Source organism: Acidocella sp. MX-AZ02 (assembly GCF_000306035.1).
GTDB classification, from domain to species: Bacteria; Pseudomonadota; Alphaproteobacteria; order Acetobacterales; family Acetobacteraceae; genus Acidocella; species Acidocella facilis.
In genome coordinates this window covers 72,474-87,240 of record NZ_JH976208.1, presented here as the reverse complement: position 1 = coordinate 87,240, position 14,767 = coordinate 72,474, and the positions used below count along the sequence as shown (strand labels likewise).

At 65.8% G+C, this 14,767-nt stretch carries 14 protein-coding genes; 4 read left to right on the top strand and 10 right to left on the bottom strand.

Annotated features, from left to right (window positions below; genetic code table 11):
- Window positions 1-69: 69 nt before the first annotated feature.
- The 4 genes from MXAZACID_RS08635 to MXAZACID_RS19290 all read right to left on the bottom strand — a co-directional run bounded on the left by MXAZACID_RS08635 (window position 70) and on the right by MXAZACID_RS19290 (window position 3,862).
- Entirely contained in the window at window positions 70-843 is a 774-nt protein-coding gene (locus tag MXAZACID_RS08635) for an ABC transporter permease (RefSeq protein ID WP_008493882.1), read from the bottom strand.
- Complete coding sequence (locus MXAZACID_RS08630) at window positions 840-1,766, bottom strand: ABC transporter ATP-binding protein (RefSeq protein WP_008493881.1); 927 nt, start codon at window positions 1,764-1,766, stop codon at window positions 840-842. Before MXAZACID_RS08630 ends, MXAZACID_RS08635 begins: the two co-directional genes overlap by 4 nt.
- Before the next feature lie 217 nt (window positions 1,767-1,983).
- On the bottom strand, window positions 1,984-3,657 hold the full coding sequence (locus tag MXAZACID_RS08625; RefSeq protein ID WP_008493880.1) for a thiamine pyrophosphate-binding protein: 1,674 nt from the start codon (window positions 3,655-3,657) through the stop codon (window positions 1,984-1,986).
- Window positions 3,650-3,862, bottom strand: a complete 213-nt coding sequence (locus MXAZACID_RS19290; protein ID WP_168118411.1) for a hypothetical protein — start codon at window positions 3,860-3,862, stop codon at window positions 3,650-3,652. Before MXAZACID_RS19290 ends, MXAZACID_RS08625 begins: the two co-directional genes overlap by 8 nt.
- 34 nt (window positions 3,863-3,896) lie before the next feature.
- On the opposite strand from MXAZACID_RS19290, the gene MXAZACID_RS08620 reads away from it, so the two are divergent.
- Entirely contained in the window at window positions 3,897-5,471 is a 1,575-nt protein-coding gene (locus tag MXAZACID_RS08620) for an aldehyde dehydrogenase (NADP(+)) (protein ID WP_008493879.1), read from the top strand.
- A 136-nt stretch (window positions 5,472-5,607) separates the two neighbouring features.
- On the opposite strand, the gene MXAZACID_RS08615 is transcribed toward MXAZACID_RS08620, so the two are convergent.
- The 6 genes from MXAZACID_RS08615 to MXAZACID_RS08590 form a co-directional block, all read right to left on the bottom strand.
- A complete protein-coding gene (locus tag MXAZACID_RS08615; RefSeq protein ID WP_008493878.1) occupies window positions 5,608-7,035 on the bottom strand; it encodes a short-chain fatty acid transporter in 1,428 nt (475 codons plus the stop codon).
- Window positions 7,036-7,319: 284 nt separating this feature from the next.
- A complete protein-coding gene (locus MXAZACID_RS08610; RefSeq protein WP_039885124.1) occupies window positions 7,320-8,366 on the bottom strand; it encodes an ABC transporter ATP-binding protein in 1,047 nt (348 codons plus the stop codon).
- A 3-nt stretch (window positions 8,367-8,369) separates the two neighbouring features.
- A complete protein-coding gene (locus tag MXAZACID_RS08605; RefSeq protein ID WP_035180216.1) occupies window positions 8,370-9,182 on the bottom strand; it encodes a carbohydrate ABC transporter permease in 813 nt (270 codons plus the stop codon).
- 7 nt (window positions 9,183-9,189) lie between these two features.
- Complete coding sequence (locus MXAZACID_RS08600) at window positions 9,190-10,065, bottom strand: carbohydrate ABC transporter permease (RefSeq protein WP_008493874.1); 876 nt, start codon at window positions 10,063-10,065, stop codon at window positions 9,190-9,192.
- Window positions 10,066-10,068: 3 nt separating this feature from the next.
- Window positions 10,069-10,806: an SDR family NAD(P)-dependent oxidoreductase gene (locus tag MXAZACID_RS08595; protein ID WP_008493873.1), complete on the bottom strand. Its 738-nt coding sequence runs from the start codon at window positions 10,804-10,806 to the stop codon at window positions 10,069-10,071.
- Window positions 10,807-12,105: an ABC transporter substrate-binding protein gene (locus MXAZACID_RS08590; protein WP_039885122.1), complete on the bottom strand. Its 1,299-nt coding sequence runs from the start codon at window positions 12,103-12,105 to the stop codon at window positions 10,807-10,809.
- Window positions 12,106-12,272: 167 nt separating this feature from the next.
- Between MXAZACID_RS08590 and MXAZACID_RS08585 the strand changes: the two genes are divergently transcribed.
- The 3 genes from MXAZACID_RS08585 to MXAZACID_RS08575 all read left to right on the top strand — a co-directional run.
- Entirely contained in the window at window positions 12,273-13,145 is an 873-nt protein-coding gene (locus MXAZACID_RS08585; RefSeq protein WP_008493871.1) for an aldolase, read from the top strand.
- On the top strand, window positions 13,142-14,104 hold the full coding sequence (locus MXAZACID_RS08580) for an alcohol dehydrogenase catalytic domain-containing protein (RefSeq protein WP_008493870.1): 963 nt from the start codon (window positions 13,142-13,144) through the stop codon (window positions 14,102-14,104). The genes MXAZACID_RS08585 and MXAZACID_RS08580 overlap by 4 nt, the downstream gene beginning before the upstream one ends.
- Before the next feature lie 11 nt (window positions 14,105-14,115).
- On the top strand, window positions 14,116-14,767 hold a 652-nt coding region (locus tag MXAZACID_RS08575; RefSeq protein WP_168118410.1), incomplete at its 3' end, for a PfkB family carbohydrate kinase.

Genomic DNA, 14,767 nt, shown 5'->3' with positions numbered 1-14,767 from the left:
CATCACCACCCAACGTTTCTGGGGACTTTTTGAAAAAAGTCCCCAGACCCCCAAAAACTTTTATTAACTTTACGGCTTCAGCCGGTAGCCGGTGCGGAAAATCCACCAGATCGCCGCCAGGCACGCCACCATGAAGCCCAGCGTGCAGGCCAGGCTTGTCATCACCCGTACATCCGCCGCGCCATAGAAGCTCCAGCGAAACCCGCTGATCAGATACACCACCGGATTGAACAGATTGAGCGTGCGCCAGGGTTCGGGCAGCATGTCGATGGAATAGAAGGCCCCACCCAGGAAGGTGAGCGGGGTGACGATGATGGCGGGGATGATCGAGAGCTGTTCGAAATTGCGCGCCCAGATGCCGATGATGAAGCCGAACAGGCTGAAGGTGATCGAGGTGAGCAGCATGAACGCCACCATCCAGACCGGATGCAGGATTTGCAGCTTGATGAAAAAGCTCGCGGTGATCAGGATGATCAGCCCCAGCAGCACGGATTTCGTCGCCGCGGCGCCGACATAGGCCGTCACCGTCTCGAAGGCCGAAAGCGGGGCCGAGAGGATTTCGAAAATCGCCTTGGTGAAGATCGGGAAATAGAAGCCGACCGAGGCGTTGGAGATGCTCTGCGTCAGCAGCGTCAGCATGATCAGGCCGGGGACGATGAAGGCGCCATAGCTCACACCCTGCACGCTGTGCATATGCGAGCCCACCGCCCCGCCGAAGACGACGAAATACAGGATGGTGGTGATTACCGGGGTGGCGATGCTCTGCCAGAAGGTGCGGCGCATGCGCGCCATCTCGGCGCGATAGACTGTCCAAACGCCACGGGGGTTGAAGCGGGCATTCATACTTTCTGCTCCACCAGAGTCAGGAAAATATCTTCAAGCGAGCTGCGGCCGGTTTCCAGATCGGTGAAATCCAGCCCCAGCTCGCCGAGGGCGCGCAGCAGGTCCTGCACGCCGTTCTCGGTCGTGTTCGCGTCGAAATGATAGACCAGACAGCGCCCATCCTCCGCCAGCTCCAAATTCCAGCGGCTCAAGCTTGCGGGGATCTCCGCCAGAGGCCGCGCCAGCTCCAGCCTCAGCCGGCGCTTGCCGAAGCGGTGCATCAAGGCGGCGGTCTGCTCGACCAGAAGCAGCTTGCCATCGGCGATGACGCCGACCCGGTCCGCCATCTCCTCGGCTTCCTGGATGTAATGGGTGGTGAGAATGATGGTGACACCGCGCTGGCGCAGGCTGCGCACCAGCGTCCACATGTCGCGGCGCAGATTCACATCCACCCCCGCCGTCGGCTCGTCCAGGAACAGCAGCTTGGGCTCATGCGCCAGCGCCTTGGCGATCATCACCCGGCGCTTCATGCCGCCGGAGAGCTCCAGGATGCGGGCATGGCGCTTGTCCCACAGCGTCAGGTCGCGCAGCAGCGTCTCGATGAAGCCGTTATCCGGCTTCAGCCCGAACAGGCCGCGGCTGAAGCGCACCGTGTCCCAGACCGTGGCGAAAATCTCCAGCGAGATATCCTGCGGCACCAGCCCTATGGCCGCGCGCGCGGCGCGGTAATCGCGGTTGATCTCGTGCCCGTCGATCCGCACCTCGCCGGCGCTGGCGCGCACCAGCCCGCAAATGATGCTGATCAGCGTCGTCTTGCCGGCGCCGTTGGGGCCGAGCAGGGCGAAAATCTCGCCCTTGGCGATGTCGAGATCGACCCCGTCCAAGGCGACGAACCCGGTATCGTAGGCCTTGCGCAGCCCCGAGACGGTGATGATGGATGACATGCGGCTCCCCGTTAGAGCAACATCCGGTCAAACGGAATCGTTTGATCGGATAAAGTTGCTCGCTAAACCAAAGCTGAGAGCATCAAGCTCAAGGCTTGATGCTCTCAGGCTGCGCCGATGGGTGGCGCGGCGCCGCTTATATAGTGTCGCGGCGCCCGCAAACACCCCGTATCGCGCAAGCCCTGCCGTGGCGATGGGGGGCCGTTGGCCCCGAAATTTAAGCCAGGCGGGCCGTGGGGGTGATCTGCTTCGGGTCGGTGCGCAGCTCGATCAGCGCCGGCTTGCCGGCGGCCAGGGCCCGCGCGAAGGCGGCGGGGAAGGCGTCGGTTGCCTCCACCAGCTCGGCATGCGCGCCATAGGCTTTCGCCAGCGCCACGAAATCCGGGTTGTGCAGATCGGTGGCGCTGACGCGGCCGGGATATTCGCGCTCCTGATGCATGCGGATGGTGCCCAGCATGTTGTTGTTCACCAGCAGCACGATCAGCGGGGCGTTGAACTGCACCGCCGTCGCCAGCTCCTGCGCGTACATCATGAAGCAGCCATCGCCGGCCACACAGATGGAGATGCGGTCGCGGTCCTGCAGCTTCGCCGCCACCGCGGCGGGGAAGCCATAGCCCATGGCGCCGTTGGTGGGGGCCAGCGCCGTGCGCGGCTGCCGGTAGCGGTAATAGCGATGCACCCAGACGGTATAATTGCCCGCCCCGTTGGCGATAGTGGCGCTCTCCGGCAGCGTTTGGTTGAGATGGCCGATCACCTGCGCCAGATCCACCCCCTGGATCTCCGGATTGGGCCGCGGGGTGGAATGGGCGCGGTAATCCGCGTTCGCGGCCTGGGTCCAGCCCGCCCAGGGGATGCTGGCCGGGGCCGGCAGCGCCGCCAGCGCCCGCGCCGCCAGGGAGAGCCCGGCCAGCACCGGCAGATCCGCCTGATAGACCCGGCCCAGCTCCTGCGGGTCCGGATGGATGTGGATCATTGGCTGCACCGGCTTGGGGGATTGGATCAGCGTGTAGCCGGCGGAGACCGTCTCCGAGAGGCGCGAGCCGATGACCAGCAGCAGATCGCTCTCCTGCACCCGCCTGGTGAGGGCCGGCGCGGTGCCGAGGCCGAGCTGGCCGGCATAATGCGGGTCGCGATTATCGAACAGATCCTGCCGGCGGAAAGAGGCAGCGACCGGCAGGTTGAACTTGTCCACGAAACGGGCGAGGGCCTTGCTGCCGGCCTCGTCCCAGCCGGTGCCGCCCAGGATCACCAGCGGTTGCTTCGCGTTGGCCAACATCGTGCCGATCTCGGCGATCGCCGCCGCATCCGGGGCGGCATGGGCGATGCGCACGGCGGGCGCCGGGGACACGGCGGCGCTGGCAAACATCACATCCTCCGGCAGCGCCACCACCACCGGGCCGGGACGGCCGGACATCGCCACCGCGAAGGCGCGGGAGACGATTTCGGGGATGCGCGCGGCATCGTCGATCTCGGTGACCCATTTGGCCACTTCGCCGCCGAACATCTGGCGGTAATCCATTTCCTGGAAGCCCTCGCGGCCCATCGCGGCGCGCTCCACCTGGCCGATGAACAGGATCATCGGGGTGGAATCCTGCCGGGCGGTATGCACGCCATTGGCGGCATGGGTCGCACCTGGGCCGCGGGTGACGAAGCAGATGCCCGGCCGGCCGGTCAGCTTGCCATAGGCGTCCGCCATGTTGGAGGCGGCCCCTTCATGCCGGGTGACGATGGTGCGGATCTGGGGCGTGTCATAAAGCGCGTCCAGCACCGGCAGATAGCTCTCGCCCGGCACGCAATAGACCGTATCGACGCCATTGCGCCGCAGCGCATCGACCAGGATGAAGCCGCCATTGCGGGCCTGAATGGGCTGGGGGGTGAGGGTGTCAGGCATCGCGCTTCGCTCCGGTTCTGGGTGAGATCGCGGCCGCCGCGCGGGCCGCGAGGAAAGGCATGATGCGGACAGACGGCGCATGCCGCGAATGGCGACCATTCAAACCAGCAATGAGCAGAATGACAACCACAAGAAAACAGTCTTTTGCGCGGCGTTTTTGCGGGATGTCGCCATGGCGCGCCCGATCAAAATTGGTTATAATCAATTACAAATTTTTAGACAACATTGAGGAAGATGGCATGGAACTGACCGGCGACTTACTGATCGGCGCGACCAGCGCGCGCGGCACGGCACAGAGCTTCTCCGGGGTGGATGCCAGCAGCGGCGCGGTGCTGGCGCCCGCTTATGGCGGCGCCACGCCAGAGGATGTGGCCCGTGCCTGCGCGCTGGCGCAGGCCGCCTTCGCCCCCTACCGTGCCACCAGCCCGCAAGCCCGCGCCGCGTTTCTGGAGCTGGCGGCGGCGAAGATCGACGCGCTGGGCGATGCGCTGACGGACCGTGCCTGCGCCGAGACCGGCCTGCCGCGGGCGCGCATTGAAGGCGAGCGCGGCCGCACCGTCGGCCAGCTGCGGCTCTTCGCCAAGGAGGTGCTGGAGGGCGGCTGGCAGGATGTGCGGATCGACCCGGCTCTGCCGGAGCGCAAGCCGCTGCCCCGGCCGGATCTGCGGTTGCGGATGATCCCGCTTGGGCCGGTGGCGGTGTTCGGCGCCTCCAATTTCCCGCTGGCCTTCTCGGTGGCGGGGGGGGACACCGCCTCGGCCTTGGCCGCCGGCTGCCCGGTGGTGGTGAAGGCGCATCCGGCGCATCCCGGCACCTCGGAGCTGGTCGGCCGCGCCATCCAGGCGGCGGTGAAGGAGGCCGGGCTGCATGAGGGCGTGTTCTCGCTGCTGTTCGGCGTGGGCGATGCGCTGGGCCAGGCGCTGGTGAGCGATGCCCGGATCAAGGCGGTGGGCTTCACCGGCTCGCGCGGCGGCGGGCTGGCTTTGGGTAAGCTGGCGGCGGCGCGCCAGGAGCCGATCCCGGTTTACGCGGAGATGAGCAGCATCAACCCCGTGCTGCTCCTCCCCGGCGCGCTGGCGGCCAATGGCGCGGCGCTGGGAACAGCTTTCGCCGGCTCGCTGACCATGGGGGCGGGGCAGTTCTGCACCAATCCCGGCCTGCTGCTGGCCACCCCCGGGCCCGGGCTGGAGGATTTCGTGGCCGCCGCCAGTGCCGCCATCAATGCCGCCCCGGCCGCGACCATGCTGCATAAGGGCATTCTGGCGGCGTACGAAAAAGGCGTCGCCCAGCATGCGGCGACGGCGGGGGTGGAGCGGCTCGCCGCCGGGCAGACCGGCGCCAATGCCGCGCAGCCGGTGTTCTTCCGCACCAAGGCGGAAAATTTCATCGCCAACCCCAACCTCGCCGACGAGATTTTCGGCGCCGCCGGGTTGCTGGTGGAAGGGGCGGATGATGAAGCGCTGGCGGCTTTGCTGCGCGGGCTGGAAGGCCAGCTCACCATCACCGTACACATGACCGAGGCGGACGAGGCTTTGTTCGCCAAGCTGCTGCCGCTGCTGGAGGAAAAAGCCGGGCGGATTCTGGTGAATGGCTGGCCGACCGGTGTGGAGGTCTGCCACGCCATGGTGCATGGCGGGCCCTTCCCCGCCACCTCGGACGCGCGCACCACCTCCGTCGGCACGCTGGCGATCCGGCGGTTTCTGCGGCCGGTCTGTTATCAGAATGTCGCGGAGAAGCTGCTGCCGGAAGCGGTGCGGGATGCGAATCCGTACGGGATCGCGCGGCGGATGGATGGCACGCTGACGCTGGCGTAAAAAGTTTTTTGGTGCCGCTTTTTTTTCAAAAAAGCGGCGAAAACGTCTGGGGTGGTGGCAGAGACGTTGCCATCACACCAGACGTTCGTGGGAACTTTTTGAAAAAAGTTCCCACACCCTCAAAAACTTTTGAGACTTAAGGCATCATTGGCGGCACGAAGGTCAGCGTCTGCGCGAACAGCCAGAGCATGAACAGCACCAGCGGCACATGCACGATCAGCTGCAGGAAGGTGAAGCCGACAATGTCCCGCGCCTTCAAGGACAGCACGCCCAGCAGCGGCAGCATCCAGAACGGGTTGATCAGGTTCGGCAGCGCCTCCGCGGCGTTATAAACCTGCACCGCCCAGCCCAGATGCACCTTCAGATCCGCCGCCGCCTTCATCACATACGGCGCCTCGATGATCCATTTGCCGCCGCCCGAGGGCACGAAGAAGCCGAGAATGGCGGAATAGGCGCCCATCACCACCGGGAAGGAGCCCGTGGTGGTCGCCGCCACGAAGCCATGCGCGATCAACTCGGCCAGACTATGCCCGCCGGCTCCCTTGGCGGTGGTCATGATCGCGGCGATGGCGCCGTAAAGCGGGAACTGGATCAGCACGCCGGTCGTCGCCGGCACGGCTTTCGCCACCGCGTTGAGGAAGGCTTTCGGGCGCCAATGCAGCAACAGCCCGGCCATCAGGAAGATCAGGTTATAGGTGTTGAGGTTGGCGATGGCATTGGCGCCATGGGCGGCGAATTGCTGCCAGCCCCAGCCGGCGGCCATCAGCACCACCAGAATGGTGATCAGCGGTGAATATTCCAGCCACTCGCCCGGCCGGGTGCGCGGCGGCAGCACCGGCACCGCGAGCCCCGGCTCGATGCCCAGCTGCTCGGCGGTGACGGCCTTGTCGCCGGTCGGGGTGGAGAAACGGCAGATCAGCACCGAGACCACCACCAGCACCGCCGCCATGGTCATTGACTGCCAGAGGAAGATGGTCTGGGTGAAGGGCAGCACGCCGGTGATCGCCAGCAGCGGCTTCGGCAGGCTGGCCGGGTTGGCCTGCAGCTGCGCCGCCGAGGAGGTGAGGCCCAGCGCCCAGGTCGCGCCCAGGCCGAGATAGCCCGCCGCCCCCGCGGCGCGATAATCCATCCGCAAATCGCCGCGGGCCGCCATCGCCCGCGCCAGCAGCCCGCTGAACACCAGGCTGAGGCCCCAATTGAGAAAGGAGGTGCCCATGCTGATGAAGGCGATGAAGGCCACCGCCCCCGGCCCGCTGCGCGGCAGGCTGGCCAGCCAGTTGATCAGCCGCGCCGCCGGGGCGGAGGTGGCGATGACGTAGCCGGTGATGACGATGAACGCCATCTGCATCGAGAACACGATGAAGCTCCAGAACCCGTCGCCAAAAGCCCCCACCACCGCCACCGGCTTGGCGCCGATCAGCAATGCCGCGCCGGCCACCACGATCAACGCCAGGGCGGCGAAGATATAAGCGTCCGGAAACCAATATTCCGCCCAGCTGGTGAAGCGCAGGGCAAGGCTGGCGGCCAGCCCCGTGCGTTGTGTCTCGTCTTTGCTCGCGCTCATCTTTATCCCGTTCTTTGTTATCGTTCAGTCCCCAGACGGCAGGCGCTTTTTGCGGCGCCGGCCGGTGCTCTATACGCGCGGATCGCGGCGTTTAGATCACGCGCGCCGCACCGCCCTATATATGAACACCCGGCCGCACGCCGTCACCAGCCCCTCTGTCTCTGGCATATTGGGCTTGAAACCGCCGGTCAGATCAAGATGCGCGCCAGGGTGCGGCCCATCCACCCGGATTGGCCGTTCACGAGGATGCTGAGTTTTATGGCGAAGGCGGGGGGAAGGCGCGCTCAGCCGAGCCGCACGCCGCTCTCGGGATCGAACAGGAAGGCCTTGCCGGGGGCGACACCCAGCCGCAGTGTCTCGCCCATTTGCGGTCTGGTATCCGGCGCCACCCGGGCGATGCAGCGCACCGCGCCGACGTTGAAATGCACCAGCGTATCCGCCCCCAGCGGCTCGACCAGCAGGATTTGCACTGCCAGCCCGCCCTCACCCACCGGCTCGAAATGCTCCGGGCGGATGCCCAGCACCGCCGGGCCGCGCCGCGCGGTGAGCACCGGCAATAATGTGCCATCCTCCAGCCGCGCGCCGCCCGCCTCCAGCGTCACCGGCAGGAAATTCATCGAAGGCGAGCCGATGAAACCGGCGACGAAGCGGTTGGCGGGGGTACTGTAGATCTGCTCAGGCGTGCCAACCTGCTGGATGACGCCGCCGCGCAGCACCACGATGCGGTCCGCCATCGTCATCGCCTCCACCTGGTCGTGGGTGACGAAGACCATCGTGGTCTGCAGGCGCTGTGAGAGCGCCTTGATCTCGCCGCGCACCTGGCCGCGCAGCTGGGCGTCGAGATTGGAGAGCGGCTCGTCGAACAGGAATACCTGCGGATCGCGCACCACGGCGCGGCCCATGGCGACACGCTGGCGCTGCCCGCCGGAGAGATCGCGCGGGCGGCGCTTGAGCAACGGCTCGATCTCCAGCATCCGCGCCGCCGCCAGCACCCGCGTTTCGATATCCGCCTTCGCCGCGTGGCGCATTTCCAGCCCGAAGGCCATGTTCTGATAGACCGTCATATGCGGGTAGAGCGCGTAATCCTGGAACACCATGGCGATGTCGCGCTGCGCCGGGGTGAGGTCGTTCACCCGGCGCTCGCCGATGAACAGATCGCCCTCGGTGATCGGCTCCAGCCCGGCGATGATGCGCAGCAGCGTGGATTTGCCGCAGCCCGAGGGGCCGACAAACACCATGAATTCATGATCGTTGATTTCGAGATCCAGCGAGGGGATCACATCATGCGTGCCGAAGCGCTTGCGCAGACCCTGCAATCTTACCGAAGCCATGCCTTACCCCTTCACCGCGCCAAGAGTGAGCCCCGCGACCAGCCAGCGCTGCACGGCGATGGCGAGCACCAGAGGCGGGAGCGCGATCAATGTCGCCGCCGCCATCAGCCCGCCCCAATCGGTCGAGCCCTCACCGATATAATTGAACGCCGCCACCACCAGCGGCTTGGTGCCTTCATCCGAGAGCACCAGCGCGAACAGAAAATAATTCCAGGAAAATACGAAGCCGAGAATGGTGGCGATGACGAGGCCGGAACTCACCAAAGGCAGCGCCACCCGCCACAGGCTGCGCAGCACCCCGCACCCATCCACCAGCGCCGCCTCCAGAATGCTGCGCGGGATTGCATCGAAAGCCGGCAGCAGCACCCAGATCACGATCGGCAAGGTGATCGCCGCTTGGGTGAGGATCAACGCCGCGTAGGTGCCGACGAGCCCCAACGCCTTGAACACCACATACCAGGGCACCAGGAACAAGGTGCCCGGCGCCATGCGCGCGGAGAGCGTCACCAAAGCCGGCCAGCTCGAACGGGTGACCGAGGCCGCGTAGGCCGCCGGAATCCCCAGCGCCAGCCCCAATATCGTCGAGGCGCCGCTTTCGATCAGCGAATTGCGCGCATAGGCGAAAAAAGGCGTGGTCTCCAGCAGATGGGTGTAATTCTCCAGCGTCGGCTTGAACAGGAAGCTCGGCGGGTAGGCGGTGACATCGGCCGAGGATTTCAGCGAGGACATCACCATCCAGACGATCGGAAACAAAATGCCCAGCGCCACCACGACCAGCTGCGCCACCACCAATATATGCAGGATGCGCTTGTTCATCGCCGCCTCACCACGCCACGGCTTTGCGCAGCCGGTTGAGCGACAGCACCACGCCGAACACCATCGCTGTCAGCGTCACCGCCAGCGCGCTGGCATAGCCGAACTGGAACAGCTCAAAGCCGATATGGAAGCCGAGCACGTTCAACGTATCCGAAGCATCCAGCGGGCCGCCCTGGGTGGTGACATAGATGATGTCGAAGAAGCGCAAGAGATCGACGCTGCGCAAGATCGCCGCCGTCATCAGCGTCGGCAGCAAAAGCGGCAAGGTGATGCGCCAGAATACCAGATGCGCCGGCGCGCCGTCGATCTTCGCCGCCTCATAGACGCTGGGCGGCAGCGATTGCAGCCCGCCGAGGACAATCAGCGCCACGAACGGCGTCCATTGCCAGGTATCGATCAGCGCGATGGTCGGGATCACCCATTGCGGCGAGGCGAGCCAGGCGGAGGGCGGCAGACCGAACAGGCTGAGAATCCAGTTCGCCGCCCCCAGCGACGGATCGAGAATGACCAGGAACATCATGCCGACCACGACCGGTGGCACCATGAAGGGCGAGATCAGGATCGAGCGCAGGATGGCGGGCATGCGGCGGGCGTGGAACAGCAGCAGCGCCAGATAGGTGCCGGCGATGAGCTGCAACGCCAGTGACAAAAGATACAGCGCCAGGCTGACCTCGATGCTGTTCCAGAAACTGCCCGAATGGAAAAGCTGCGCGTAATTGGCAAGGCCGGCGAATTGCGTGGCATGGCCGAGCGGCGCGCTGCGGAAGCTCAGCCAGATCGTATAGCCGACCGGAAACACCACCATCAAGGCGGTGAAAAACACCGCCGGTAGCGAGAGCAGAGCGATGGCGCCGCGCTGGCGCGAGGAAGCGGAAAAGCTCATGCCTCACCCCGCCAGAAAGCCGCCATCCGCATTCACCACCGTGCCGGTGATGTAGGCGGAAGCGGGCATGCAGAGAAACGCGACAGCGCCGGCCACATCCTCCGGCTGGCCCCAGCGCTTGAAGGCGGTGCGTTCGGCGATGCGCTGATAATGCGCTTTATCCTTGCGGCCTTCGGCGTTGAGCGTGGTTTCGATATAGCCGGGGGCGACGGCATTCACCCGGATCCCCTCTTCGGCCCAGGCCAGCGCCAGCGCCTTGGTCAACATCACCACCCCGCCCTTGCTCGCACAATAGGCGGGCAGGCGCGGCAGCGCGGCAAACGCGTTCATCGAGGCGATATTGACGATGCTGCCACGCTGTCTTGCCAACCCGTCGCGAAAGGCGCTGCACACACGGAAGCTGCCGGTAAGGTTCACATCCAGCACCTGCTGGAACACCGCGATATCGAACTCCAGATCGCGCCTGAGAATCCCCGCACAGTTGATCACCGCATCGATGCGCGGGAAGCCCTTGGCAAAATCCCGCACCGCCGCATCGTCGGTCACGTCCAGCACCGCCAGACGCAGCCGTTCATGCGCGGGAAGCGAGGTGGCGCTGACAGCCGCCTCATTCACCCCGGTCGCGGTAACGCAAGCACCAAGCTCAAGAAATTGCGCTGAGATCGCCGCGCCGATGTCGCCGCACCCGCCAATGACGGCGACATGAAACCCATCGCTCAGGGCAAAGGAGGAGGAGGTCACTTATTTCTTGTCTTTCGCGATCAGCGCGTTCAGCGACTGATCGGCCGGGGCACAGGCGGCATCCGGCTTGTCGGAGCCGACAATCACCTTGTCCACGGCTTCGCCGATATATTGCCGGGATTCCGGATTATCGGTGATCGGGTAGCCGACATTGGAGGTGCCGGTATTGGCGAGCTGGTTGACCGCATTCTGCCAGACCTGCCGAACGGGTGCGGCAGCCAGCCAGGCTTTCACCTGCGGATCCTGCGCGATGGCGGGGCGTGGTGCTGCGATGCCGGCGATCTCGTCCTTGGCCTGAATCGCCGGGCTGGTCGCCCATTGGATCAGATACCAGGCGGCACCTTTATGCGTACTGTAGGGCGACATCGCCAAACCCCAGGCGATGGCGGTGGGATGCGAACCGCCCGGCCCCGGCGGCAGCAGCGCGATGCCGGTATCGTTCAGCCGCGCGCCGCCCTGCATCACATCCGAAAGTTCATTGGAGGATTCAAACGCCATCGCGGCGCGGCCATCGCGATAGAGCGAGGAGATCTGGTAGAAGCTGTAATTGACCACGCCGAGCGGGCCGTAATGTTTCTGCAGATCGCCATAGAGCGACAGCGCCGAAAGCCCGGCCGGGCTGCACAGGCCGGATTTGCCGTTTTCGATGTAGTGGCCGCCCATATTATGGAAGAACACGCTGTAGGTATAGGCCAGCGCATCGCGCAAGCCCCGCGAGACGAAGGGTGTGGTGGCGGCATTGCATTTTTTCAGCGCCTTGGCGGTGTCCAGCATGCCGGAGAGGCTGGTCGGCACGGTGAGATTGCATTTCTTGAAGATATCCGTGCGGTAATACAGCACCGGACCTTCAATGTTCATCGGGATGCTGGTCAGCTTGCCGTCAAAGGTCGCGGCTTTCAGCAAAGCCGGGCTCAATCCGGCGAAATCATAGTCCGGGCTTGCATCCTTGGCCATCGGCGCCAGATCCGTGTACCAGCCCGCGCCGGAGAATTGCTGGCCTTCGCGCGAGGGCAGCGTCATGAACACATCCACCTGGGAGCTGTTAGAATCCAGCACCGTCACCAGACGCTGGCGCATCTGCTGCTCGGTGAAGATATCAACCTTGACGTTGATCCCTGTCAGCTTCTCAAACGCCGCGACATTATTGGCGATGACCTGGCCGATCGGGTTATTATCGACCAGCACATCCAGCGTCTGGCCTTTATATTTCTGCCAGTCGAACCCGGCGGCGTGGGCGCCGAGGGGCAAGGACAAGGCGAGTGCCGCCGCTGAAACCCGCTTCACGAGCCGAGCAACCATGGTCTGTTTCTCCCAACAGAGTGCAAACGTTCAGTCTATTGACCTGTCGTATGGCTTTTAGTATGACATAGAGCTAACGCCTCCGCGCCGCCTTGTCAAACCGGCATCGGTCAACAGGCGCGATAAAATGGAAACCCCAAGCAAACGCCTCAAAGGAGCAGATCCGAATGTCCGGCAGCCCCCCCGCCCTGACGCGCATGGCGCGCCCCTCCGGCACCTATGCGATGCTGGCGATCGACCAGCGCGAAGGGCTGCGGGCGATGATGGCGCCGCATCAGGATGGTCCGGTGACGGACGCGGACCTCACCCGCTTCAAGCTGGAGGTGATCGAAGCCCTCACCCCTTACGCCTCGGCGGTGCTGATCGACCGGGAGCTGGCCTGGCAGCAGGCACTGGATGCGAAGGCGGTCGACCCGTCCTGCGCGCTGATCGCCGCCGCCGATGTGCTGATCCCCAGCGCCGATGAGTTGGTGGCGCGGGTGGAGATCGACCATGAGGTGGTGCCTGCAAAGGTGAAGGCGCAGGGCGCGGTGGCGCTGAAGCTGCTGGTGCTGTGGCGGCCGGGCGAGGCGGCGGAACCGCGCATCGCCATGGTGGAGGAGTTTGTATCCATCTGCCGCCAGGCGGGGCTGGCCAGCGTGGTGGAACCGGTGGCCCGCGCCCCGCGTGATGGCTCTGGCTGGGACCGCGAGGCGGCGATCATCGAAGCTGCCAAGGAGTTGGGAGATCGCGGGCAGGATCTCTATAAATGCGAAATCCCCTATTACGGCGCCGGGCCGGAGGCGCAGGTGCGGCGTGGTTGTGCCGCCCTGTCCCGGCATGTGAATGGCGATTGGGTGGTGCTCTCCTCCGGCGTCAAACAGGATGATTTCCCGCGCGCCGTGGAATGGGCCTGCCGCGAGGGCGCTTCGGGCTTTCTCGCCGGGCGCGGCATCTGGTCCGGCACCATCGGCAAGCCGGATCTGCGCCGCGCCTTGCGCGAGGATGCGGTGCCCAGGCTGGAGACGCTCTGCAACGTGCTCGACAAGGTTTCGGCGTGAAAGCGGCGCGGTTTCTCGGCGAAGGGCGGATTGCCATCGAGGATGCCGCCGAGCCGGTGGCCGGGCCGGATGAGGTGATCGTGGATGTCGCCGCCTGCGCGCTGTGCGGCAGCGATTTCCGGCCCCTGCGCCAGGGCTGGCCGGTAACACCAGGGCACGAGATTTTCGGCCGGGTGCGTGCACCGGGCACCACAGCACATGGGCAGCGCGTGCTGGTCTATATCCCCACTTTCTGCGGCCAGTGCGCGCAATGCCAGGCCGGGCGGACCAATCTCTGCCCGCGGGCGGAGCTGCTCGGCTGGCAGCGCCCGGGCGGCTATGCGCAAGCCCTCGCCGTGCCGCGGCAATGCCTGCTGGCGGTGCCGGACGATATTCCGGACCATCTGGCGCCGCTGCTGCTGGATGCCATCGGCACCACCGCGCATGGCATCAGGCTGGCCTCGCGCGTGGTGGAACCGGGGGCGGCTCTGGTGGTCGGCGCCGGGCCGATCGGGCTGGGCTCGTTGATGGTGCTGCAGGCGCTGGGCTGGGGGACGCTCGCGGTGTGCGAGCCAAACCCGGCACGGGCGAATTTCGCCGCCAGCCTCGGGGTGGAGCTGCTCTCCGCCGAGGCCGCCGCCGCGCGGGCTTTTCCGCTGGTGATCGAGGCCAGCGGCCAGGATGCCGGGCGCGCTCTGGCGCTGGCGGCGGTGGCGCCGATGGGCGCGGCGGTGCAGCTGGGCGAGAGCGACCAATGGCAGATCACCGAAACCAAGGCGCTGCGCCGCAAGGATTTCTTCCTGATCCGCTCTTTCTATTTCCCGCTGGGCGAGTATCAGGCGAATATCGAGCTGCTGCGCGCCCACCGCGCAACCTTTGAAAAACTGGTGGATGACATAGCCGACCTCGCCGGGCTGGAAGCCTTGTTCGCCGCCTTCGCGCGCGGCGAAAGGCTGAAGCCGCTGATGTGCCCGGCTTGAATGCGCCCCGCTTGAAACAGGTTCTCTGCGCCGGGATCGTGGTGCTGGACCGGATCTACGCGCTCGATACCCTGCCCCAGGGCGAGGCGAAATACACCGCCAGCGCCTATCGCGAGAGCGGCGGCGGCATCGCCGGCACCGCCGCCGTGGCGGTGGCGCGGCTGGGTGGGGAGGGGCTTTATCTCGGCGCGGTGGGGAATGATGCGGCCGGGGACTGGCTGCAAGCGGAGCTGCGCCAGCTCGGCGTGGGGCTGGAGGCATTGCAGATCATCGAAGGCGGGCGCACCCCGATTGCCTGCGCGCTGGTCGCCCCGGATGGGGCGCGCTGCCTGATCGTGGATCGCGGCACCGTGGCGCCGCGCCTCCCGCCGCACCTGCCGCAGGCCGACGCGCTGCTGGTCGATCATCGGTTTCCGGACCTCTCCGCCGCGCTGCTCAAAGCCGCCAATGTGCCCAGCGTGCTGGATGCCGAGGGCGGCGAACCGGCAACGCTGCGCGCCCTGGCGGCGCTGGCGGATTATCCGGTGTTCTCCAGCCATGGCCTGCGCGCCTGCACCGGGGAGGATGATCCGCACCTGGCCCTGGCCGCCATTGACGCCCCAAAGGCGCGCGCCGTGGCGGTGACACGCGGCGCTGAGGGCAGTTTCTGGCGCATTGACGGCA

Bases quoted from the DNA above. Each gene is read 5' to 3' on its own strand.
- MXAZACID_RS08625 (WP_008493880.1), bottom strand. From the start codon at position 3,657: ATGCCTGACACCCTCACCCCCCAGCCCATTCAGGCCCGCAATGGCGGC.
- MXAZACID_RS08635 (WP_008493882.1), bottom strand. From the start codon at position 843: ATGAATGCCCGCTTCAACCCCCGTGGCGTTTGGACAGTCTATCGCGCC.
- MXAZACID_RS08590 (WP_039885122.1), bottom strand. From the start codon at position 12,105: ATGGTTGCTCGGCTCGTGAAGCGGGTTTCAGCGGCGGCACTCGCCTTG.
- MXAZACID_RS08615 (WP_008493878.1), bottom strand. From the start codon at position 7,035: ATGAGCGCGAGCAAAGACGAGACACAACGCACGGGGCTGGCCGCCAGC.
- MXAZACID_RS08600 (WP_008493874.1), bottom strand. From the start codon at position 10,065: ATGAGCTTTTCCGCTTCCTCGCGCCAGCGCGGCGCCATCGCTCTGCTC.
- MXAZACID_RS08585 (WP_008493871.1), top strand. From the start codon at position 12,273: ATGTCCGGCAGCCCCCCCGCCCTGACGCGCATGGCGCGCCCCTCCGGC.
- MXAZACID_RS08605 (WP_035180216.1), bottom strand. From the start codon at position 9,182: ATGAACAAGCGCATCCTGCATATATTGGTGGTGGCGCAGCTGGTCGTG.
- MXAZACID_RS08630 (WP_008493881.1), bottom strand. From the start codon at position 1,766: ATGTCATCCATCATCACCGTCTCGGGGCTGCGCAAGGCCTACGATACC.
- MXAZACID_RS08610 (WP_039885124.1), bottom strand. From the start codon at position 8,366: ATGGCTTCGGTAAGATTGCAGGGTCTGCGCAAGCGCTTCGGCACGCAT.
- MXAZACID_RS08620 (WP_008493879.1), top strand. From the start codon at position 3,897: ATGGAACTGACCGGCGACTTACTGATCGGCGCGACCAGCGCGCGCGGC.